The 20,043-nt window shown below is 65.1% G+C and carries 17 protein-coding genes; all 17 read left to right on the top strand.

Features of this window, described 5'->3' with window-relative positions; translation table 11 throughout:
* The first annotated feature begins 439 nt into the window (after nt 1-439).
* The 17 genes from mraZ to lpxC all read left to right on the top strand — a co-directional run bounded on the left by mraZ (nt 440) and on the right by lpxC (nt 19,911).
* Nucleotides 440-868 carry a division/cell wall cluster transcriptional repressor MraZ gene (gene mraZ / locus RN01_RS29615; protein ID WP_008650293.1) on the top strand — a complete coding sequence of 143 codons (429 nt, stop codon included), beginning with the start codon at nt 440-442 and terminating at the stop codon, nt 866-868.
* Between the two features lie 7 nt (nt 869-875).
* Complete coding sequence (gene rsmH, locus RN01_RS29610; RefSeq protein ID WP_011517625.1) at nt 876-1,853, top strand: 16S rRNA (cytosine(1402)-N(4))-methyltransferase RsmH; 978 nt, start codon at nt 876-878, stop codon at nt 1,851-1,853.
* Nucleotides 1,850-2,167 (top strand): cell division protein FtsL, encoded by a 318-nt coding sequence (ftsL, locus tag RN01_RS29605; protein ID WP_008650296.1) that lies wholly within the window; start codon nt 1,850-1,852, stop codon nt 2,165-2,167. The genes rsmH and ftsL overlap by 4 nt, the downstream gene beginning before the upstream one ends.
* Nucleotides 2,164-3,981 (top strand): penicillin-binding protein 2, encoded by a 1,818-nt coding sequence (locus RN01_RS29600; RefSeq protein ID WP_008650298.1) that lies wholly within the window; start codon nt 2,164-2,166, stop codon nt 3,979-3,981. Before ftsL ends, RN01_RS29600 begins: the two co-directional genes overlap by 4 nt.
* Complete coding sequence (locus tag RN01_RS29595; protein ID WP_017511632.1) at nt 3,978-5,525, top strand: UDP-N-acetylmuramoyl-L-alanyl-D-glutamate--2,6-diaminopimelate ligase; 1,548 nt, start codon at nt 3,978-3,980, stop codon at nt 5,523-5,525. Before RN01_RS29600 ends, RN01_RS29595 begins: the two co-directional genes overlap by 4 nt.
* A complete protein-coding gene (gene murF, locus RN01_RS29590) occupies nt 5,522-6,922 on the top strand; it encodes a UDP-N-acetylmuramoyl-tripeptide--D-alanyl-D-alanine ligase (protein ID WP_017511633.1) in 1,401 nt (466 codons plus the stop codon). The genes RN01_RS29595 and murF overlap by 4 nt, the downstream gene beginning before the upstream one ends.
* 15 nt (nt 6,923-6,937) lie before the next feature.
* Nucleotides 6,938-8,107, top strand: a complete 1,170-nt coding sequence (gene mraY / locus RN01_RS29585) for a phospho-N-acetylmuramoyl-pentapeptide-transferase (RefSeq protein ID WP_008650301.1) — start codon at nt 6,938-6,940, stop codon at nt 8,105-8,107.
* Nucleotides 8,108-8,157: 50 nt separating this feature from the next.
* The gene (gene murD, locus RN01_RS29580) at nt 8,158-9,672 is read left to right on the top strand and encodes a UDP-N-acetylmuramoyl-L-alanine--D-glutamate ligase (protein ID WP_017511634.1); all 1,515 of its coding nucleotides are present in this window, start codon (nt 8,158-8,160) and stop codon (nt 9,670-9,672) included.
* Nucleotides 9,669-10,910: a putative lipid II flippase FtsW gene (gene ftsW, locus RN01_RS29575; RefSeq protein WP_017511635.1), complete on the top strand. Its 1,242-nt coding sequence runs from the start codon at nt 9,669-9,671 to the stop codon at nt 10,908-10,910. The genes murD and ftsW overlap by 4 nt, the downstream gene beginning before the upstream one ends.
* Complete coding sequence (gene murG, locus RN01_RS29570; RefSeq protein WP_017511636.1) at nt 10,907-11,977, top strand: undecaprenyldiphospho-muramoylpentapeptide beta-N-acetylglucosaminyltransferase; 1,071 nt, start codon at nt 10,907-10,909, stop codon at nt 11,975-11,977. The genes ftsW and murG overlap by 4 nt, the downstream gene beginning before the upstream one ends.
* Nucleotides 11,978-11,987: 10 nt before the next feature.
* Nucleotides 11,988-13,403, top strand: a complete 1,416-nt coding sequence (gene murC / locus RN01_RS29565; RefSeq protein WP_011517619.1) for a UDP-N-acetylmuramate--L-alanine ligase — start codon at nt 11,988-11,990, stop codon at nt 13,401-13,403.
* On the top strand, nt 13,400-14,383 hold the full coding sequence (locus tag RN01_RS29560; protein WP_017511637.1) for a D-alanine--D-alanine ligase: 984 nt from the start codon (nt 13,400-13,402) through the stop codon (nt 14,381-14,383). Before murC ends, RN01_RS29560 begins: the two co-directional genes overlap by 4 nt.
* Before the next feature lie 30 nt (nt 14,384-14,413).
* A complete protein-coding gene (locus tag RN01_RS29555) occupies nt 14,414-15,316 on the top strand; it encodes a cell division protein FtsQ/DivIB (RefSeq protein ID WP_011517617.1) in 903 nt (300 codons plus the stop codon).
* On the top strand, nt 15,313-16,545 hold the full coding sequence (ftsA, locus tag RN01_RS29550) for a cell division protein FtsA (RefSeq protein WP_008650315.1): 1,233 nt from the start codon (nt 15,313-15,315) through the stop codon (nt 16,543-16,545). The genes RN01_RS29555 and ftsA overlap by 4 nt, the downstream gene beginning before the upstream one ends.
* Nucleotides 16,546-16,732: 187 nt before the next feature.
* Nucleotides 16,733-17,923: a cell division protein FtsZ gene (gene ftsZ / locus RN01_RS29545; protein WP_008650317.1), complete on the top strand. Its 1,191-nt coding sequence runs from the start codon at nt 16,733-16,735 to the stop codon at nt 17,921-17,923.
* Between the two features lie 410 nt (nt 17,924-18,333).
* Nucleotides 18,334-18,840, top strand: coding sequence for a peroxiredoxin (locus RN01_RS29540; RefSeq protein WP_017511638.1), 507 nt, complete (start codon nt 18,334-18,336; stop codon nt 18,838-18,840).
* Nucleotides 18,841-18,993: 153 nt separating this feature from the next.
* On the top strand, nt 18,994-19,911 hold the full coding sequence (gene lpxC / locus RN01_RS29535; RefSeq protein ID WP_008650320.1) for a UDP-3-O-acyl-N-acetylglucosamine deacetylase: 918 nt from the start codon (nt 18,994-18,996) through the stop codon (nt 19,909-19,911).
* Nucleotides 19,912-20,043 lie beyond the last annotated feature (132 nt).

Raw genomic sequence — 20,043 nt, 5'->3', positions numbered from 1 at the left:
GGACCTGCCTGTGGTGGTTGTGGAAAAGTCCCCTGAGCCCTTGCCTGACAGGGGCTGACAGCAAAACGTTGTATCCTTCCCGACGGCGTGAAACCGATGGCGTTTCGCGCTGTCGGCAGTATTCCCTCCGGTAGTTCTCAGGTGGTTTCTCTGCTTTCCTCCCCAAGTTCTTCATTTCATTAAGGAATCACCTTTGCGGTGCGTGAGGTTGACGCGCTAAGTCTTTGTTCTGATTAAAAAAAGCTTGTTTCTTGCCCCATAGCGAGCCTTGACCCGCCAAAACGCTTCCTCTAAAGTGGGAAATAGTGTGAGGAAGTGTATTTTTGTGTGAAAAACCGGGTTGGCTCTGCGATGATTTATCTCAGACCGAACTGGTAGCGGAAGGGATGAATCGACCTGCCGGACGGCTCAGATGCCGACGGCTACCAGGGGGGCGAGCTTGTTTCAGGGAGCATCGGCGCTTTCGCTTGATGCCAAGGGCCGGATGTCCATTCCGGCCAGGCACCGTGAAGCGCTGCAAACACAGGCCGAGGGCCGGGTTACGCTGACCAAGCACCCGGACGGATGCCTGTTGCTCTTTCCCCGCCCTGAGTGGGAGGTTTTCCGAGGCCGCATCGCGGCGCTGCCGATGGATGCCCATTGGTGGAAGCGGATTTTCCTCGGTAACGCCGCCGACGTGGATATGGACGGCGCAGGCCGCGTGCTGATAGCACCGGAATTGCGCAGTGCCGCCATGCTCGACAAGGAAGTGATGCTGCTCGGCATGGGCAGCCACTTCGAAGTTTGGGATGCCGCGACCTACGCCGCCAAGGAACAGGCAGCGATGGCGCAAGGCATGCCGGAAGCATTGAAGAATTTCTCCTTCTGAAGAGGTCATGAGCCCTACCGAATCGCCGGGGACCACCACCCTGCGCCATCGCACCGTGTTGCTGGACGAGGCCGTCGATGCGCTCGTCTGGCGGCCCGACGGCGCCTATGTGGACGGCACCTTCGGCAGAGGGGGGCACAGCCGGGCAGTACTGGCCCGGCTGGGGCCGGCCGGCACCCTGGTCGCCTTCGACAAGGATCCGGCAGCAATCGCAGAAGCGGGCACCATCAAGGATGCCCGCTTCTCCATTGAGCACGCGAGCTTTGCGGAAATGGGCGATCGGCTGGCCGGCCGTGGCCCGGTGGCTGGCGTGCTGCTCGACCTGGGAATCAGCTCGCCCCAGATCGACGAGGCAGCGAGGGGGTTTTCCTTTCGTTTCGAGGGCCCGCTGGACATGCGCATGGACACCACGCGCGGCATTACCGCCGCCGAGTGGCTTGCACAAGCGGACGAGCAGGACATTGCCAGGGTGATACGAGACTATGGGGAAGAACGGTTTGCTCTACAGATTGCAAAGGCGATTGTTGCTCGCCGGCGCGAATCCGGCGATGGCGGAGCACTCGCCACTACTTCAGACCTTGCCGCGCTCGTGGCGAAAGCCGTCAAAACACGCGAGAAGGGCCAGGACCCTGCGACCCGCACCTTTCAAGCTTTACGGATTTACATCAATCAAGAGCTTGAGGACCTCGAAAGAGGTCTGAAGGCGGCGTACGAACTGCTTCAGGTCGGGGGCCGCCTCGTGGTGATCAGCTTTCACTCGCTCGAGGACCGTATCGTCAAACGGTTCATGCAGGCGCACGCCCGCCCCGAGCGGGATGCCGATCCGGCCCTGCGCCGCGCACCATTGCGCGCGGCCGACCTGCCGCAGCCGACGATGAAACTGCTGGGCCGATTCAAGCCGGGCGCCGAAGAGGTGGCCGGTAACCCGCGCGCCCGTTCCGCGGTGATGCGCGTGGCCGAAAAACTCGGAGAGCAGTCGGCATGAACCGCCTGACCTTCTTCCTCCTTGCCGCCCTGTTGTTCTGCGCGCTGTCGCTGGTCAGCGCGCAGCATCAGGCACGCACGCTGTTCGTGGCACTCGAACGCGCGCAGTCGGAGGAGAAGCAGCTCGATATCGACTGGTCGCGCCTGCAGTACCAGCAAAGCTCGCTCAGCAAGAGCGCGCGCATTGCCGAGGCCGCGCGCACGCAGCTCAAGATGTCGCCGGCGGTGGCCGGTCGTACCCAGTATCTGCAGGGCGTGGTGCTGCCATCGACGCCGCCGGATGCCGAACAACCCGCAGAGGGGGCAGCCAAATGAGCATGGCCCGGCCAACCATGAACCGCGCCCGCGCCGGCAACAAGTCGCGCGGCGAGGCAGCCCGTCCGCGCACCGGCCAGTTCTCTGCCAGCCCGGTGCTGGGTCTGCGCCTGCCGATGTGGCGCTCGAAGTTCGTGGTGTTCCTGATGTTCGCCGCGTTCCTGGCGCTGGCCGCGCGCGCGATGTGGATTCAGGGCCCGGGCAACCAGTTCTATGAGATGGAGGGCAAGAAGCGCTTCCAGCGCACGCTGGAGCTGCCCGCCACGCGCGGCAAGATCCTGGATCGCAACGGCCTGGTGCTGGCCACCAGCCTGCCGGTCAAGGCGATCTGGGCCGTGCCTGAGGACGTGCCGAACGATCTCGATCCGCAGCGCATGCGCCAATTGGCCAAGCTGCTGGACATGTCCGAAAAGGAACTGCGCGCCAAATTCAACGAGGACAAGAGCTTCGTCTACCTGAAGCGCCAGGTGCTGCCCGATGCGGCCGACAAGATCGCCGCGCTCAAGATCGATGGCGTTCACCAGACTCGCGAATACAAGCGCTTCTATCCCGAAGGCGAGGCGATGGCGCATATCGTCGGCTTCACCAACGTCGAGGACAAGGGGCAGGAAGGCGTGGAACTGGCGCGTGAAAGCGTGCTGGCAGGCCGTGCCGGCGCGCGTCAGGTGATCAAGGATCGCCTGGGCCGCGTGGTGGAGGACGTTGGCATCCTGAAGACCCCGCGCGACGGCGAGGACATGCAGCTGTCGATCGACGCCAAGATCCAGTATCTGGCCTACAACGAGGTCAAGGCCGTGGTCGAGCGTAGCAAGGCCAAGGCGGCCAGCGCCGTGGTGCTCGATGCGCAGACCGGCGAGGTGCTGGCGCTGGCCAACTGGCCGACCTACAACCCGAACGACCGCAGCCGCCTGTCGGGCGAGCAGCTTCGCAACCGCGTGCTGACCGATACCTTCGAGCCCGGCTCGATGATGAAGCCGATTTCGATCGGGCTGGCGCTGCAGCTTGGACGCGTGACGCCGTCGACGACCATCGTGACGACCGGCAAGTTCAACTTCGAAGGCGCGACGATCTCCGATACCCACAACTACGGCACGCTCACGGTGGGCGGCGTGATCCAGAAGTCGAGCAACATCGGCACGACGAAGATCGCGATGATGATGAAGCCGCAGGAGATGTGGGACATGTTTACCAGCGTCGGCCTGGGCCAGGCGCCGAAGATCGGCTTCCCGGGTGCCGTGGCGGGTCGCGTGCGGCCGTGGAAGAGCTGGCGGCCGATCGAGCAGGCGACGATGTCCTATGGCTATGGCCTCTCGGTGTCGCTGTTCCAGATCGCGCACGCCTATACGATCTTCGCGCACGACGGCGAGCTGATTCCCGTGTCGATCTTCAAGACCAATGGCCCGACAGACGGCGAACGCATCCTGTCGCCCCAGGTTGCCCGCCAGGTGCGCGGCATGCTCGAAACCGTGACCGCGCCCGGCGGTACCGCGCCCGAGGCCCAGGTGATGGGCTACCGCGTCGGCGGCAAGACCGGTACTGCATACAAGCATGTAGGCCGCGGCTACGACCGCAGCAAGTACCGCGCCTCGTTCATCGGCCTGGCCCCGATGTCAAACCCGCGCGTGATCGTGGCCGTCAGCGTGGACGAGCCGACCTCCGGCAGCCACTACGGTGGCGCGGTCGCCGGCCCGGTCTTCTCGGCCATCACCGGCGGCGCTCTGCGCGCGCTGAATGTCCAGCCCGACTCGCCGATCCGGCAGTTGATGGTCACCGACAAGGTGCCTGAGAGCGAACCATGGAGCGCGACCCAATGACGCGCCAACCGCTGCTTCCGCTCGAAGTCTCCGCCCAGGCCAGCAACGCGCTGGCCTGGCTGCGTACGCACGCCCCGGAAAACGCGCAGTTGACCGGCGATACGCGCCGCCTGCAACCGGGCGACGTGTTCTTCGCCTATGTGCTGGGCAACGAGCGTCTGGCTACCGATGGTCGTCCGCATATCGACAAGGCGATCGCTGCCGGCGCGTCGGCCGTTGTCTACGAGGCTGACAACTTCGCATGGCCCCATGACGATCGCGTGCCGCATCTGGCAGTGTCTCACCTGCACGAACTGGCAGGCCCCATCGCGGCTGGCTGGTACGGCATCGCCGCGTGCAATCTGACGATTACCGGCGTCACGGGCACCAACGGCAAGACCTCGTGCTCGCAATGGCTGGCACGCCTGCTGCAGATGGCAGGCACGCGATGCGCGACGATCGGCACCCTCGGCTCGGGCTTCCCCGACGCGCTCAAGCTCACCGGCTTCACCACGCCGGACGCTGTTCAGTTGCAGGCCAGCCTGGCCGAACTGCACGACGCCGGCGCGCGCGCCGTGGCGATGGAAGTTTCCTCGCATGGGCTGGAGCAGGGCCGCGTGGCCGGCACCGGGTTTGCCGTTGCCGTGCTGACCAACCTGACCCAGGACCACCTCGACTACCACGGCACGATGGCCGAGTACGAGGCAGCCAAGGCGCGCCTGTTTGCGTGGGACGGCCTCAAGGCGGCGGTGATCAATCGCGACGATGGCATGGGCCAGCGCCTGCTAGCCAGCAACGCGGTGGCCGTGAGTGCCCCGCAAGTCATTGAATACGGTATCGACGGCAAGGCCGGCGCTTCGGTGGCACGCGGCCAGTGGCTGCGCGCGACTGGCGTGCGGGCCACTGGCGCCGGCACGGCGTTCCACGTCGATGGCAGTTTCGGCACCGCGGACGTGACCACGCCGATGATCGGCGCATTCAACGTCAGCAATCTGCTGGCCGTGCTCGGCGCCGCGCTGGCGCAGGGCGTGACCTGGGATGCCGCCATCGATGCGCTGCGCCGCCTGACGCCGGTCGATGGCCGCATGGAATTGTTCGGCGGCCACGATGCCCCGCTGGCCGTGGTCGACTACGCCCACACGCCCGATGCGCTGGTCCAGACGCTGACCGCGCTGCGGCCCGTGGCCCAGGCGCGTCAGGGCAAGCTCTGGTGCGTGTTCGGCTGCGGCGGGGATCGCGACGCCACCAAGCGCCCGCTGATGGGCGGTGTGGCTGAGCGCCTGGCCGATGAAGTGGTGCTGACCAGTGACAACCCGCGCAGCGAAGATCCGCGCGAGATCCTTGAAGCGATCGCCGACGGCATGAGCGACCGTGCCCGCGCCGCGCTGATCGAGGACCGCGCCGCCGCCATTCTCTACGCCATCAAACATGCCGCCCCGGCCGACGTGGTGCTCGTGGCCGGCAAGGGCCACGAAGCCACGCAGGAGATCCAGGGTCGCAAGCGCCCGTTCTCCGACCGCGAGCACGTGCGTCTGACCCTGGGCGCGCGCGGGGTGTCGGCATGAACCGCCAACCGATGACGACTCTGCAGCAAGCCGCTGGCTGGATTGCCGGCGCAAGTATTTCCGGAGATGCTACGCGCTCGTTTTCGCGCGTGCATACCGACAGCCGTACCGTCGAGCCCGGCGACCTGTTTGTCGCGCTCAAGGGTGAGCGTTTCGACGCCCACGATTTTCTGGCCGATGTGGTCGCGCGCGGCGCCGCCGCGGTGATGGTGAGCCGCAAGGTCGACGTCGACGTGCCGGCGCTGATCGTGCCCGACACGCGCACCGGCCTCGGCCAGTTGGCCACGGGTTGGCGCCGCACGTTCACGCCGCCGACGGTGGCCGTGACCGGCAGCAATGGCAAGACCACGGTCAAGGAAATGATCGCGGCGATCTTTGCTGCGGCCGTGGGTGAGGGCGATCGTCTGGCAACGGGTGGCAACCTGAACAACGACATCGGCCTGCCACTGACCGTGTTGCGCCTGCGCGCGCATCACAAGCTGGCCGTGCTCGAGCTGGGCATGAATCACCCGGGTGAGACGATCTACCTGGCCGGCATCGCCCAGCCGACCGTGGCGGTGGTCACCAACGCCCAGCGCGAGCACCAGGAATTCATGGTCAGCGTGGAGGCCGTGGCGCATGAACACGCCAGCGCCATCGCCGCGCTGCCCGCCGATGGCGTGGCCGTGTTTCCGGTCGATGCTGAAAGCGGTGGCGCCTATGCGGCCATCTGGCGTCAGGCCGCCGGCACACGGAAGGTGCTGTCGTTCGGGACCGATGCTTCGGCCGACGTACGGGCTACGGTGTCGCTGGAGAATGGCGTGCAGGTGCTGGATGTGACCGCGCCCGACCGGCGCTTCACGCTGCGCCTGCAGGTGCTGGGTGTGCACAACGTGCGCAACGCGCTGGCGGCTACGGCGTGCGCGCTGGCCGCAGGCGTCGATGTGGCGGCAATCCAGGCGGGCATCGCCGGCTTCACCGCCGTGAAGGGCCGTCTGCAGGTGAAGCACACCCCGGCGGGCACCGTCGTTATCGACGACACGTACAACGCCAACCCGGATTCGATGCGCGCCGCGATCGACGTGCTGGCCGGATTCGCGACCCCGCGCCTGCTGGTGCTGGGCGATATGGGCGAGGTAGGGGATCAGGGTCCGATGTTCCACACCGAGATCGGTGCGTACGCGCGCGAGCGCGGCATCGACGCGCTCTGGGCAACAGGCGAACTCGCACCGCACGCGGTGCAGGCATATGGCGGTGGCGCACGGTATTTCGCTCGCGCGGAAGACCTGGCGCAGGCGCTGGAGGCAGACAAGGAGGGCACGGTGGCCAATGCAGCGGCCGTGCTGGTGAAGGGATCGCGCTTCATGCGCATGGAACGGATGGTCGATGCGCTTGTCGCATCACCTTCCGCTCATTAACGAAACAGACCAACGATGTTATTGACACTGGCCCAGTGGCTGCAGAACGACTACAGCTTCCTGCGGGTCGTCAACTATCTGACTTTCCGCGCGGTGATGGCCAACGTCACCGCGCTGGTGATCGGCCTGGGTTTCGGGCCGTGGGTGATTCGCCGCCTGACCGAACTGAAGATCGGTCAGGCCGTACGCACGATCGGCCCCCAGACGCACCTGGTGAAGGCCGGCACGCCGACCATGGGTGGCGTGCTGGTGCTGATCTCGATCGCGATCTCGACGTTGCTCTGGTGTGACTGGGGCAACCGATTCATCTGGGTTGTGCTGCTCGTGACGCTGGGCTATGGCGCGATTGGCTGGGTCGATGACTACCGCAAGGTGGTCTATCGCGATCCGCGCGGCATGTCGAGCCGCGAGAAGTTCTTCTGGCAGACGCTGATCGGTCTGGTTGCCGCCGTGTATCTGGCGTTCTCGGTGTCCGAGGCCAGCAACGTGCGCATCTGGAGCCTGTTCCTGAGCTGGATCGAGGGCGGCATGTTCGCCGACGTGCCGTACAAGATGAACCTGATCGTGCCCTTCTTCAAGGAAGTGAGCTACCCGCTCGGCGTGACCGGTTTCATCGTGCTGACCTATCTGGTGATCGTTGGCTCGAGCAACGCGGTGAACCTGACCGACGGTCTGGACGGCCTCGTGATCATGCCCGTGGTGCTGGTGGGCGGCGGCCTTGGCGTGTTTGCCTATGTGATGGGCAATGCGGTCTACAGCAAGTATCTGCTGTTCCCGCACATTCCCGGCGCGGGCGAGCTGCTGATCTTCTGCTCGGCGATGGCCGGCGCGGGACTGGCGTTCCTCTGGTTCAACGCCCACCCGGCACGCGTGTTCATGGGTGACGTTGGCGCGCTGGCGCTGGGCGGGGCGCTGGGCACGGTCGCGGTGATCGTGCGCCAGGAGATCGTGCTGTTCGTGATGGGCGGGATCTTCGTGGTGGAAACGCTGTCAGTGATGCTCCAGGTGTCGTGGTTCAAGTTCACGAAGCGTCGCTACGGCGAAGGCCGCCGGTTGTTCCGCATGGCGCCGCTGCATCACCACTTCGAACTGGGCGGCTGGAAGGAAACGCAAGTAACGGTGCGCTTCTGGATCATCACGATGCTGCTGGTGCTGATCGGGTTGTCGTCGCTGAAGCTGCGCTGAACCCGGGCTGAAATTTTTAACCTACGGACTCTACAAGGCAGGAAAACGAAGTGTTTGGCGTGTTGCAGAAACCCCATGTGCTGGTACTTGGCCTCGGTGAATCGGGGCTGGCCATGGCACGCTGGTGCGGCCTGAATGGCTGCCGCGTGCGCGTGGCCGACACACGCGAGGCGCCCGCCAACCTTGTCTTCCTGCAGGCGGAACTGACCACGGCCCAGTTCGTGGGCGGGCAGTTCACCGAGAACCTGCTCGACGATATCGGTCTGGTGGCGATCAGCCCCGGGCTGTCCCCGCTCGAACCCAATACCCGGGCGCTGCTCGAGGCGGCGCAGGCACGCAGTATTCCTGTCTGGGGCGAGATCGAACTGTTCGCCCAGGCGATTGGCTACCTGGAGGCCACGTCGGGCTACGCCCCGCGCGTGCTGGCCATCACCGGTACCAACGGCAAGACCACGACCACCGCGCTGACCGGCCGGCTGATCGAGCGCGCAGGCAAGACCGTGGGCGTGGCAGGCAATATCAGCCCGTCCGCGCTGGACAAGCTGTCGGCCTGCATCGCAAGCGCCACGTTGCCGGATGTCTGGGTGCTCGAACTGTCCAGCTTCCAGCTCGAATACACGTTCTCGCTGGCGCCGCACGCGGCCACGGTGCTCAATGTCACGCAGGACCACCTCGACTGGCACGGCAGCATGGAAGCGTATGCCGCCGCCAAGGCGCGCATCTTCGGCCCGGCCGAGAAGGGTTGCCTGCAGGTGCTTAACCGGCAGGACCCGCTGACGATGAACATGGCCCGCCGCGGTACCACGCTGGTCACGTTCGGCACCGACCTGCCCGAGACGCCAGGCAGCTACGGCGTGCTGCGCGAAGGCGGGATGCCGTGGCTCGTGCTGGCCGAGCCCGACACCGAAGCCGATGCCGAGCAGAAGCCGCGCCGCCGCAAGAAGGACGATGTCGTCGCCGATGCCGTCGTGCCGGTGCGCCACAAGCGCCTGATGCCGGCCGACGCGCTGCACATCCGTGGCATGCACAACGCCACCAACGCGATGGCCGCGCTGGCGCTGTGCCGCGCGATCGACCTGCCGCTCAACGCGCTGCTGCACGGCCTGCGCGAGTATCGCGGCGAGCCGCACCGCGTGGAATGGGTGGCAACGATCGATGAAGTCGAATACTTCGACGACAGCAAGGGGACGAACGTCGGCGCCACCGTGGCTGCACTGAGCGGGCTGGACAAGCACGTGGTGCTGATCGCCGGTGGCGAGGGCAAGGGCCAGGATTTCTCGCCGCTGGTCGCGCCGGTGGCGCAATACGCGCGCGCCGTGGTGCTGATTGGCAAGGATGCGGGTGCGCTGCGCGAGGCGCTGGGGGCGACCGGCAAACCGCTGATCGACGCCGGCTCGCTGGAAGAAGCGGTGGAGAAATCCGCCAGCCTCGCGGAAGCGGGCGACGTGGTGCTGCTGTCGCCGGCCTGCGCCAGCCTCGACATGTTCCGTAACTACGTGCATCGCGCCCAGGTGTTCCGCGGCGCGGTGGAAGAACTGGCTTTGTCCCGGGGGATCATGCCATGAGCGACTCGCAGGTCAAGCGCAGCGGATTCATCGGCGCCACCATCGGCAATGCCTGGGGTGGCCTGCGTGATGCGGTGTCCGGCGTCAAGCCGACCCGCTCCCGCATGATGGAGTACGACCAGCCCCTGCTGTGGGTAGCGATCGTACTGCTGACGTTCGGCCTGGTGATGGTCTACTCGGCATCGATCGCGCTGCCGGACTCGCCGCGCTACGCCAACTACCGCGAGGCCCATTTCCTGGTGCGCCATGCGTTCAGCCTGGTGATCGGACTCTCCACGGCGCTGGTGGCGTTCCAGATTCCGGTGAAGGTCTGGGACCGCTACGCGCCGAAGCTGTTCATCGTCGCGCTGATCCTGCTGGTGATCGTGCTGGTGCCGTTCGTCGGCAAGGGCGTGAACGGCGCGCGGCGCTGGATTCCGCTTGGCCTGATGAATTTCCAGCCGTCCGAACTGATGAAGCTGGCCGTGGTGCTGTACGCGGCCAACTACACGGTGCGCAAGCAGGAGTGGATGCAGACTGTCTCGAAGGGCTTCCTCCCGATGGGGGTGGCCGTGGTCGTGGTGGGGATGCTGCTACTGCTCGAACCCGATATGGGCGCGTTCCTGGTGATCGCGGCCGTGGCGATGGGCATCCTGTTTCTGGGCGGCATCAACGGCAAGCTGTTCGCCGGCCTGGTCGGCGTGGCCGTGGGCGCGTTCGCGCTGCTGATTACGGCATCGCCATGGCGTCGCGAGCGGATCTTTGCGTACCTGAACCCGTGGGAAGAAAGTAACGCGCTCGGCAAGGCTTATCAGCTCACGCACTCGCTGATCGCCTTCGGCCGTGGCGAATGGACCGGCGTGGGCCTGGGCGGCAGCATCGAGAAATTGCACTACCTGCCGGAAGCCCACACTGACTTCATCCTGGCGGTGATCGGCGAGGAATTCGGCTTCATCGGTGTGCTGGTGATGATCGTGCTGTTCTACTGGATGGTCCGCCGCTGCTTCGACATCGGCCGTACGGCGCTGCAGCTAGACCGCACCTTCGCCGGTCTGGTGGCCAAGGGCATGGGCATCTGGGTCGGCTGGCAAACGTTCATCAACATGGGCGTGAACCTGGGTCTGCTGCCGACCAAGGGCCTGACGCTGCCACTGGTCAGCTATGGCGGCTCGGGCATCCTGATGAACTGTGTGGCGTTGGCGATTGTCCTGCGCATTGACTACGAGAACAGGGTGTTGATGCGCGGAGGGAAGGTATGACCGCACGCACGCTGCTCGTGATGGCTGGCGGCACCGGGGGCCACGTGTTCCCGGGGCTGGCGGTCGCGCGTGCGTTGCGTGACGAGGGCTGGCGCGTGGTCTGGCTCGGCAATCGTACGGGCATGGAAGCGACGCTGGTGCCGAAGCACGACATTCCGATGGAGTACATCCAGTTCGGTGGACTGCGTGGCAAGGGCCTGCTGACCAAGCTCCTGCTGCCGCTGAACCTGCTGCGCGCGTTCTGGCAGAGCATCGGCGCGCTGCGTCGGGTGAAGCCGGACGTGGTGCTCGGCATGGGCGGCTATATCACCTTCCCGGCAGGGATGATGGCGTCGCTGCTCGGGCGCCCGCTGGTGCTGCACGAACAGAATTCGATCGCTGGCCTGGCGAACAAGGTGTTGGCGAAGGTCGCGGACCGCGTGCTCTGCGCGTTCCCGGACGCGTTGCCGAATAGCGAATGGACCGGCAATCCGGTGCGTGCCGAACTGGCGCAGATTCCGGCGCCGGAGTCGCGATATGACCATCGTACCGGCCCGCTGCACGTGCTCGTGGTGGGTGGCAGCCTTGGCGCGGCCGCGCTCAACGACGTGGTGCCGAAGGCAATCGCGCTGCTGCCCGAGGGGCAGCGCCCGGTCGTCAAGCACCAGGCCGGCGCGAAACAGATCGATACGCTGCGCGCGAACTACGCCGCAGCAGGAGTGGCCGGCGATACCGTGCCATTCATCGACGACATGGCGGCGGCCTATGCCGACGCCGATCTGGTCATCTGCCGCGCGGGCGCGATGACGGTTTCCGAAGTGGCGGCCGCCGGTGTGGCGGCGCTGTTCGTGCCGTTTCCGCATGCGGTGGACGATCACCAGACCACCAACGCGAAGTTCCTGTCGAAGCAGGGCGCTGCGTTGCTGGTGCAACAGAACGAACTGACCGCGGAAGGTCTGGCGAAGACGCTCGCCGGCCTGTCGCGGACGCAATTGAAGGACATGGCGCGCGCTGCGCGCGGCCTGGCCAAACCGGAGGCAACCCGGCGCGTCGCCGAGATCTGCAGCCAGTTGGCGGGTAAATCGTGAAACGAATTCAATGAAGCATATTGTCAAGAACATCCACTTCGTAGGCATTGGCGGGGCCGGCATGAGCGGCATCGCCGAGGTCCTGCTGAATCTGGGCTACAAGGTCTCGGGTTCCGACGTGGGCAGCAATGCCGCCACGCGGCGCCTGGCTTCACTCGGCGCGCGCGTGGCTCATGGCCACGACGCGGAGAACGTGACGGGCGCCAATGCCGTGGTGGTATCCACCGCGGTGACCAACGACAACCCCGAAGTGCTGGCTGCCCGCGCCAGGCGTATTCCGGTGGTGCCGCGCGCGGTGATGCTGGCCGAGCTGATGCGCCTGAAGCAGGGCGTGGCCATCGCCGGCACCCATGGCAAGACCACCACGACCAGCCTGGTGGCATCGGTGCTGGCCGAAGGCGGGCTCGATCCGACGTTCGTGATCGGTGGCCGCCTGAATTCAGCCGGCGCCAACGCGCGGCTCGGCACGGGCGATTTCATCGTCGCGGAAGCCGACGAGTCCGACGCGTCGTTCCTGAACCTGTTTCCGGTGATGGAAGTCATCACCAATATCGACGCCGACCACATGGACACCTACGGGCATGATTTTGCCCGGCTCAAGCAGGCGTTCGTGGAGTTCACCCAGCGCCTGCCGTTCTACGGTATTGCCGTGCTGTGCGTCGATGACCCGAACGTGCGCGAGATCCTGCCGTTCGTGTCCAAGCCGGTGGTGCGCTACGGTTTTGCCGAGGACGCGCAGATTCGCGCGGTCAATGCGCGCGCCGTCGATGGACAGATGCACTTCACCGTGCTGCGCCAGCTCAATGGCCACGCCGAGCCGCCGCTCGACATCGTGCTGAACCTGCCCGGGATTCACAACGTGCAGAACGCGCTGGCCGCCATCGCGATCGCCACCGAACTCGAAGTGCCGGACGCGTCGATCGTCAAGGCGCTGCGCGAGTTTCACGGCGTGGGCCGCCGCTTCCAGCGCTACGGCGAGGTGGCGACGCCCGACGGTTCGGGCACGTTCACGCTGGTCGACGACTACGGCCACCACCCGGTGGAGATGGCCGCGACGCTGGCCGCCGCGCGTGGCGCGTTCCCGGACCGCCGCCTGGTGCTGGCATTCCAGCCCCATCGCTTCACACGCACGCGCGACTGTTTCGAGGACTTCGTCAAGGTGCTGGGCACCGTCGACGCGCTGCTGCTGGCGGAGGTGTACGCCGCCGGCGAATCGCCGATCGTCGCGGCCGATGGCCGCGCGCTGACGCGCGCGCTGCGCGTCGCAAACAAGGTAGAACCCGTTTTTGTCGAGCAGATCGAGGACATGCCCCAGGCCATCCTGAATGCCGTACGGCCCGGCGATGTGGTCGTAACCATGGGCGCTGGCTCGATCGGCGCAGTGCCGGGCCAGTTGGTGTCGCATCAGCAAGGGGGGCAGCAATGAGCTTCGTCGCCCATCCCAATATCGATCCGAAGTCGCTGGGCAAGGTTGGCGTGCTGCTGGGCGGCAAGTCCGCCGAGCGCGAGATCTCGCTGCTGTCCGGTAACGGCGTGCTGGCCGCGCTGAAGTCGCGCGGCGTCGATGCGCATCCGTTCGATCCGGGTCTGCTGCCGATCAGCGAACTGGCTGCGGCAGGTTTCGACCGCGTTTTCATCGCGCTGCACGGTCGCTACGGCGAAGACGGCACGATGCAGGGCCTGCTCGAGCAGCTTGGCATCCCCTATACCGGCAGCGGCGTGCTGGCGTCGGCGCTGGCCATGGACAAGCAGGCCACCAAGCGCCTGTGGATGACGCATGGCCTGGCCACGCCGCGCTTCGCGATGCTCTACGCGAATACCGATTTCGATGCCGTGGTTGCCGATCTTGGCCTGCCGCTGATCGTCAAGCCGGCCCGTGAAGGGTCATCGATCGGCCTGACCAAGGTGGTCGCCGCGGACCAGATGCGCGCTGCGTTCGAGAAGGCCGCAGGGCTTGATGCCGACGTGATCGCCGAGACGTTCATCGATGGCGCGGAGCTGACTTGCCCGATCGTGGGCGAGGGTCCGACGGCCGAAGCGCTCCCGGTTATCAAGATTGTCGCGCCGGAGTCGAACTACGACTATCAAAATAAGTATTTTACTGACGATACCCAATACCTGTGCCCCTCGACATTGCCCGACGCCCTGGAGCGCGAAGTGCGCGCGCTGGCCGTGGAGGCCTTCCGGGTGCTGGGGTGTCGTGGCTGGGCCCGCGCGGACGTGATGCTGACGCGCGACGGCAAGCCTTATCTGCTCGAAATGAATACGTCCCCCGGCATGACCGGCCATTCGCTCGTGCCGATGGCGGCGCGTGCGAATGGCATCAGCTATGAGGACTTCGTCATGCAGGTACTGGCGGCAGCCACGCTGGACCTGCATCCGAATGAACGCTGGAAACCCGAATAACCGCAGTACCGACCGCCTGACCGACGACACATGTGGCATAACGCGCGCCTGCTCAACCTGTTCGCCTCAGCGCTATACGCGCTGGTGGCGCTCATGGCGCTCGGGGCTGGGCTGCTGTGGCTGGCCCAGCGGCCGGTGTTCGCCATTACGCATGTCGAGCTGACGTCGATGGATGGCGCGCCGCTGCGCCACGTGAACGCGCCGAGCGTGCGCGCGAACGCGCTGGGCAAGCTGGCCGGCAACTTCTTCACGCTCGACCTGAACACGGCGCGACAGGCGTTCGAGTCGGTGCCCTGGGTGCGCCACGCGAGCGTGCGGCGCGAGTGGCCGAACGGCTTGGCGATCCAGGTGGAAGAGCACGAACCCCTCGGTACCTGGGGTGGTCCGGATAGTGGCAGGCTGATCAATACCTATGGCGAGGTATTCGTGGCCAACACCGCCGAGGCCGAAGAGGATGCCCAGCTGCTGGCGCTTGACGGACCGCCGGACAGCGAGGAAGACGTGGTCGAGAAGCTGGAGATCATGCGCGAGTGGTTCAAGCCGATGAAGCTCGAACCGCTGGCCGTGGCGCTGTCGGGGCGTTATGCATGGCGTGCCAAATTGTCTAACGGCATGGTCGTCGAATTCGGCCGCGAGCAGAACGACGAGGATCGCACGGCCATGGAGGCGCGGGTCAAGCGCTTCGTGGCGTCGTGGCCGCAGGTCACGGAGCAGATGGGCAAGCAGATCGAGTATGCCGATCTGCGCTATCCCAACGGGTTCGCGATCCGGGCGGCCAGCGTGCGCTTCCTGACCGATGCGCAGGCAGCGGCGGCGGCCAAGGCGGCGACCAAGGCAGCCAGCGGCGCGGCAACCCCCCAGGCGGCTTCGGCCGGCAACACCAACAACAATCCGACGCGACTCAAGAGTAAGAACGCGGAGAAAACTCGATGAGCAAGGAATACAAGGACCTACTGGTCGGTCTCGACATCGGCACCTCGAAGGTGGCGGCCGTGGTGGCGGAACTGCGCCCCGATGGCAGCTATGAGGTGATCGGGATGGGCCAGTCCGAGTCCAAGGGTTTGAAGAAGGGGGTCGTGGTCAACATCGAGGCTACCGTGCAGTCGATCCAGCGCGCGCTGGAAGAAGCCGAGCTGATGGCTGACTGCAAGATCGCCGAGGTGTTCACCGGCATCGCCGGCAGCCATATCCGCAGCTTCAACTCGAGCGGCATGGTGGCGATCAAGGACAAGGAAGTCACGCAGACGGACGTGGCCCGCGTGATCGAGACCGCCAAGGCGGTCAACATCCCGACCGATCAGCAGATCCTGCACATCCTGACCCAGGAATTCATCATCGACGGCCAGGAGGATGTGCGCGAGCCCATCGGCATGAGCGGTATCCGGCTCGAAGTGAAGGTGCATATCGTGACGGGCGCGGTTAGCGCGGCCCAGAACATCGTCAAGTGCGTGCGCCGCTGCGGCCTGGAAGTGCACGACCTGATCCTGCAGCCGCTGGCCTCGAGCCTGGCGGTGCTGACCGAGGACGAGAAGGAACTCGGCGTGGTGCTGGTGGATATCGGCGGCGGCACGACGGACATCGCCATCTTCAGCGAAGGCGCGATCCGGCACACGGCCGTGATCCCGATCGCCGGGGACCAGATCACCAACGACATCGCCATGGCGCTGCGCACGCCGACGCCCGATGCCGAGGACATCAAGATGCAGTACGGCATCGCCAAGCAGGCGATCGCCGACCCGGAAGACATGATCGAGGTGCCTGGCGTGGGTGACCGCGGCACGCGCACGCTGAGCCGCCAGGCGCTGGCCGCTGTGATCGAGCCGCGTATCGAGGAACTCTATTCGCTGGTGCACCAGGTGGTGCGCGAGTCGGGCTACGAGGAACTGCTGTCGTCGGGCGTGGTGATCACCGGTGGCACGGCCATGATGCCGGGCATGGTGGAACTGGGCGAAGACATCTTCCTGAAGCCCGTGCGCGTGGGCGTGCCCGAGTATCGCGGCAACCTGCACGAAGTCGTGAAGAGCCCGCGTTACTCCACGGTAATGGGCCTGCTGCAAGAAGGATGCGTTCAGCGTATGCGCGGCCGCAAGGTGGCGGTGCAGAGCGGCTCGGTGAAGCAGGTGTGGGGACGCATGAAGGAATGGTTTGTCGGCAACTTCTGATGAATCTGCCGGTCAGGTTTTCTTTGACGTGATACGCGCCTGGCGTCAGCGCGATGGCGGAAATGCACGTTGAGCAGTTTTTCGCAGTTTTACTGGTTAGTTGTTCTTGATGGTTTCTTGTTCAGGAACCAAGGGTTGCGGCGGGGAGGCTGCAGCGTTTGGGGACTGATTTTTCTCGGAGGCAGTGATGGACTTTGACATGATCGAAACGGAGATTCAGGACGGCACCATCATCAAGGTGGTGGGCGTGGGCGGCGCGGGCGGCAATGCCGTGCAGCACATGATCAGCCGTGGCGTACAGGGTGTGGAATTCATTTGCATGAATACCGACGCCCAGGCGCTGAAGCGCTCCACCGCATCGCGCGTGCTGCAACTGGGCAACACCGGCCTTGGAGCCGGTGCCAAGCCGGAAGTTGGCCGTAACTGCGCGGAGCAGGCGCGTGACCAGATCGCCGACGCCCTGCGCGGCGCGCACATGGTCTTCATCACTGCCGGCATGGGCGGTGGCACCGGTACCGGTGCTGCGCCGATCGTGGCGCAGGTGGCCAAGGAAATGGGCATCCTGACCGTGGGCGTGGTCAGCAAGCCGTTCGACTTCGAAGGTGCGCGCCGTGCCAAGGTAGCCGAACACGGTTCGGGCGAACTCGAATCGTCGGTGGACTCGCTGATCGTGGTGCTCAACGAGAAGCTGTTCGAAGTGATGGGCGACGACGCCGAGATGGACAAGTGCTTCCAGTGCGCCGATGACGTGCTGCATAACGCTGTCGCTGGCATCGCCGAAATCATCAATGTCGACGGTCTCGTGAACGTCGACTTTGAAGACGTGAAGACGGTGATGGGCGAGCAGGGCAAGGCCATGATGGGCACGGCTACCGTGTCCGGCGTGGATCGCGCCCGCCTGGCCGCCGAGCAGGCCGTGGCTAGCCCGCTGCTCGAAGGTGTGGACCTGTCCGGCGCGCGTGGCGTGCTGGTCAACATCACGGCCAGCCGCTCGTTGAAGCTGTCGGAAACCAAGGAAGTCATGAACACGATCCGCAGCTACGCCGCGGAGGATGCGACCGTGATCTTCGGTACGGTGTACGACGATTCGATGAGCGACGCGCTGCGCGTGACCGTGGTGGCCACTGGCCTGGGCCGTTCGGCCAAGAAGCAGCAGCCGATGACGCTGCTGAAGACCGGCACGGACAACATCCCGGTGCAGATGATGGCTGGCCTGACCGCTGCCCCGGCGCATGCATCGCCGGACTACAGCGGCCTGGATACGCCGGCCGTGTGGCGCAGCTCGCGCGAGTCGGCGTCCGCCCACGTGGCGGCGCTGCAAGAGAAGGGCGTGGATACGTACGACATCCCGGCCTTCCTGCGCAAGCAGGCTGACTGAGTTGGGCTCCGGCAGGGCCGTGGCGTTGGCCGCGTGCCTGGCGGGTTGTCGCTGGTCCGTTCCGCATCGCCCGAGCGCTCCCTTTCCGCTCGGTGATTGCCTGGACTGACGCCATCCGTCAGTGCGCCGGCACGTGTCGCGCCCGCGCCGAAAGCAGTCCGTCCGCATCCCGTTGCCGGGCAGGCAGGCCATCGGCCGCCTCCCCGGACTGGTTTCCCGCCTCCCAGCGGCGGGATGTGCCCCCGTCCGCGCGGCGCGTCCACAAGACGCGCCGCGTGGCGTTTGAGCAGCAAGCTGACTGCCCTGCACTTGACATAGCTGAAGCCAGGATTCGCCAATGCGACGCTTGGTTGCAACGGCATCCGCCCCTATGATGCAGGCAGGGTTTCTACCGAGAGGAGGAATCTCCCATGATCGCCATTGGGCAACGCGTCCCCGACGCCACGCTGTACGAATTTTTCGAAACCGAATCCGAAGGCTGCGCGCTCGGGCCGAATGCGTTTTCGGTGGCCGAACTGGTCAAGGGCCGCAAGATCGTGGTCTTCGGCCTGCCCGGCGCCTTTACCCCGACTTGCTCCGCGAAGCATGTTCCCAGCTATCTCAAGGAGTACGATGCCTTGCGTGCCGCCGGTGTCGACGAAATCTGGTGCCACTCGGTCAACGACGCCTTTGTGATGGGTGCCTGGGGACGCGAGCAGAAGGCCACAGGCAAGGTCCGGATGATGGGTGACGGCGCCGCGCAATGGGCCAAGGCCCTGGGGCTGGATCAGGACCTGAGCCAGCGTGGTCTGGGTGTCCGCGCCAAACGCTATGCGATGGTCGTGGATGACGGTGTGGTGACCCACCTGTTCATCGAGGAGCCGGGCGAGTTCAAGGTCAGCAGTGCCGAATGGGTGCTGCAGGCGTTGCGCGCCTGACACGGTAGTTCGGGCGTGAATGCTTTATGCGTATCATTTCGGACGTTGTCTAACACCCCGAAACAAAGTGGTGCAGCGCAATAGACCGAGTAATGGTAGTATCGCGTTATCAAGATTTACGCCCAATAGCTTTTAATAATAGTTGAGGCCGTCATGCTCAAACAGCGCACTATCAAATCCCTGGTGAAGACGGTTGGTATCGGTTTGCACTCGGGCCGCAAAGTGACGCTGACCCTGCGCCCGGCTCCGGCCGATACCGGCATTGTCTTTACCCGCGTCGACCTGCCCGAGGCCGTGGAAATCCACGCGGCGGCTTCTGCCATTGGTGATACCCGCCTGGCATCGGTGCTCCAGAAGGACGGCGCGCGCGTTTCGACCGTTGAACACCTGATGTCGGCCTGCGCCGGCCTGGGTGTCGACAATCTTTATGTCGACGTCGACGCCGAGGAAATTCCGATCATGGACGGCAGCGCGGCATCGTTCGTGTTCCTGCTGCAATCGGCTGGCATGGAAGAGCAGCCTGCGGCCAAGCGTTTCATCCGCGTGAAGAAAGCCGTGGAAGTCCGCGATGGCGACAAGCTGGCTCGCCTGGAGCCGTTCTTCGGCTTCAAGCTTGCCTTCACGATCGACTTCCGCCATCCCGCTGTCGACAAGACGGGTCAGACGTTCACGATCGACTTTGCCGACACCAGCTACGTCCGTGAAATCGCCCGTGCCCGTACTTTCGGTTTTGCCCATGAAGTGGAGGCACTGCGCGAGATGGGCCTGGCACGCGGGGGCAGCCTCGACAACGCAATCGTGCTCGACGAGCACCGCATGTTGAACAACGAGGAACTGCGCTACGGCGACGAGTTCGTCCGCCACAAGATCCTCGACGCGATCGGCGACCTGTACGTGATCGGCCATCCGCTGATTGCTTCGTATGTTGCGCACAAATCTGGCCATGGCATGAACAATCAGTTGCTGCGCGCACTGCTGGCGGACCAGGAAGCCTACGAATTCGTGACCTTCGACAAGGTAGAGGAAGCGCCCGTCGCGTTCCTGCCACAGGCTCAGCCGGCATTTGCCTGACGACTGACTGGCAGCAAACTTCGATCGGAAACCCCGCGCCTCGTAAGAGCGCGGGGTTTTTTGTTGTCTGCGGGGGATGGTGCCGGGCCGCGCATCTGGCCGCTACTAACTACTAATAAGGGGCCTGAGCGG

Origin of the sequence: Cupriavidus sp. SHE (assembly GCF_000812445.1) — a bacterium.
Classification (GTDB): Bacteria; Pseudomonadota; Gammaproteobacteria; order Burkholderiales; family Burkholderiaceae; genus Cupriavidus; species Cupriavidus metallidurans.
Note: the sequence above shows the minus strand (reverse complement) of the source record. Positions and strands in the feature narration are given on the sequence as shown.

What these genes read in the sequence shown, in the direction of transcription:
- RN01_RS29595 (WP_017511632.1), top strand. Translation starts at nt 3,978, where the DNA reads ATGACGCGCCAACCGCTGCTTCCGCTCGAAGTCTCCGCCCAGGCCAGC.
- mraY (WP_008650301.1), top strand. Translation starts at nt 6,938, where the DNA reads ATGTTATTGACACTGGCCCAGTGGCTGCAGAACGACTACAGCTTCCTG.
- lpxC (WP_008650320.1), top strand. Translation starts at nt 18,994, where the DNA reads ATGCTCAAACAGCGCACTATCAAATCCCTGGTGAAGACGGTTGGTATC.
- murF (WP_017511633.1), top strand. Translation starts at nt 5,522, where the DNA reads ATGAACCGCCAACCGATGACGACTCTGCAGCAAGCCGCTGGCTGGATT.
- murG (WP_017511636.1), top strand. Translation starts at nt 10,907, where the DNA reads ATGACCGCACGCACGCTGCTCGTGATGGCTGGCGGCACCGGGGGCCAC.
- ftsL (WP_008650296.1), top strand. Translation starts at nt 1,850, where the DNA reads ATGAACCGCCTGACCTTCTTCCTCCTTGCCGCCCTGTTGTTCTGCGCG.
- ftsZ (WP_008650317.1), top strand. Translation starts at nt 16,733, where the DNA reads ATGGACTTTGACATGATCGAAACGGAGATTCAGGACGGCACCATCATC.
- RN01_RS29560 (WP_017511637.1), top strand. Translation starts at nt 13,400, where the DNA reads ATGAGCTTCGTCGCCCATCCCAATATCGATCCGAAGTCGCTGGGCAAG.
- RN01_RS29600 (WP_008650298.1), top strand. Translation starts at nt 2,164, where the DNA reads ATGAGCATGGCCCGGCCAACCATGAACCGCGCCCGCGCCGGCAACAAG.
- RN01_RS29540 (WP_017511638.1), top strand. Translation starts at nt 18,334, where the DNA reads ATGATCGCCATTGGGCAACGCGTCCCCGACGCCACGCTGTACGAATTT.
- rsmH (WP_011517625.1), top strand. Translation starts at nt 876, where the DNA reads ATGAGCCCTACCGAATCGCCGGGGACCACCACCCTGCGCCATCGCACC.
- ftsW (WP_017511635.1), top strand. Translation starts at nt 9,669, where the DNA reads ATGAGCGACTCGCAGGTCAAGCGCAGCGGATTCATCGGCGCCACCATC.
- ftsA (WP_008650315.1), top strand. Translation starts at nt 15,313, where the DNA reads ATGAGCAAGGAATACAAGGACCTACTGGTCGGTCTCGACATCGGCACC.
- RN01_RS29555 (WP_011517617.1), top strand. Translation starts at nt 14,414, where the DNA reads ATGTGGCATAACGCGCGCCTGCTCAACCTGTTCGCCTCAGCGCTATAC.
- murC (WP_011517619.1), top strand. Translation starts at nt 11,988, where the DNA reads ATGAAGCATATTGTCAAGAACATCCACTTCGTAGGCATTGGCGGGGCC.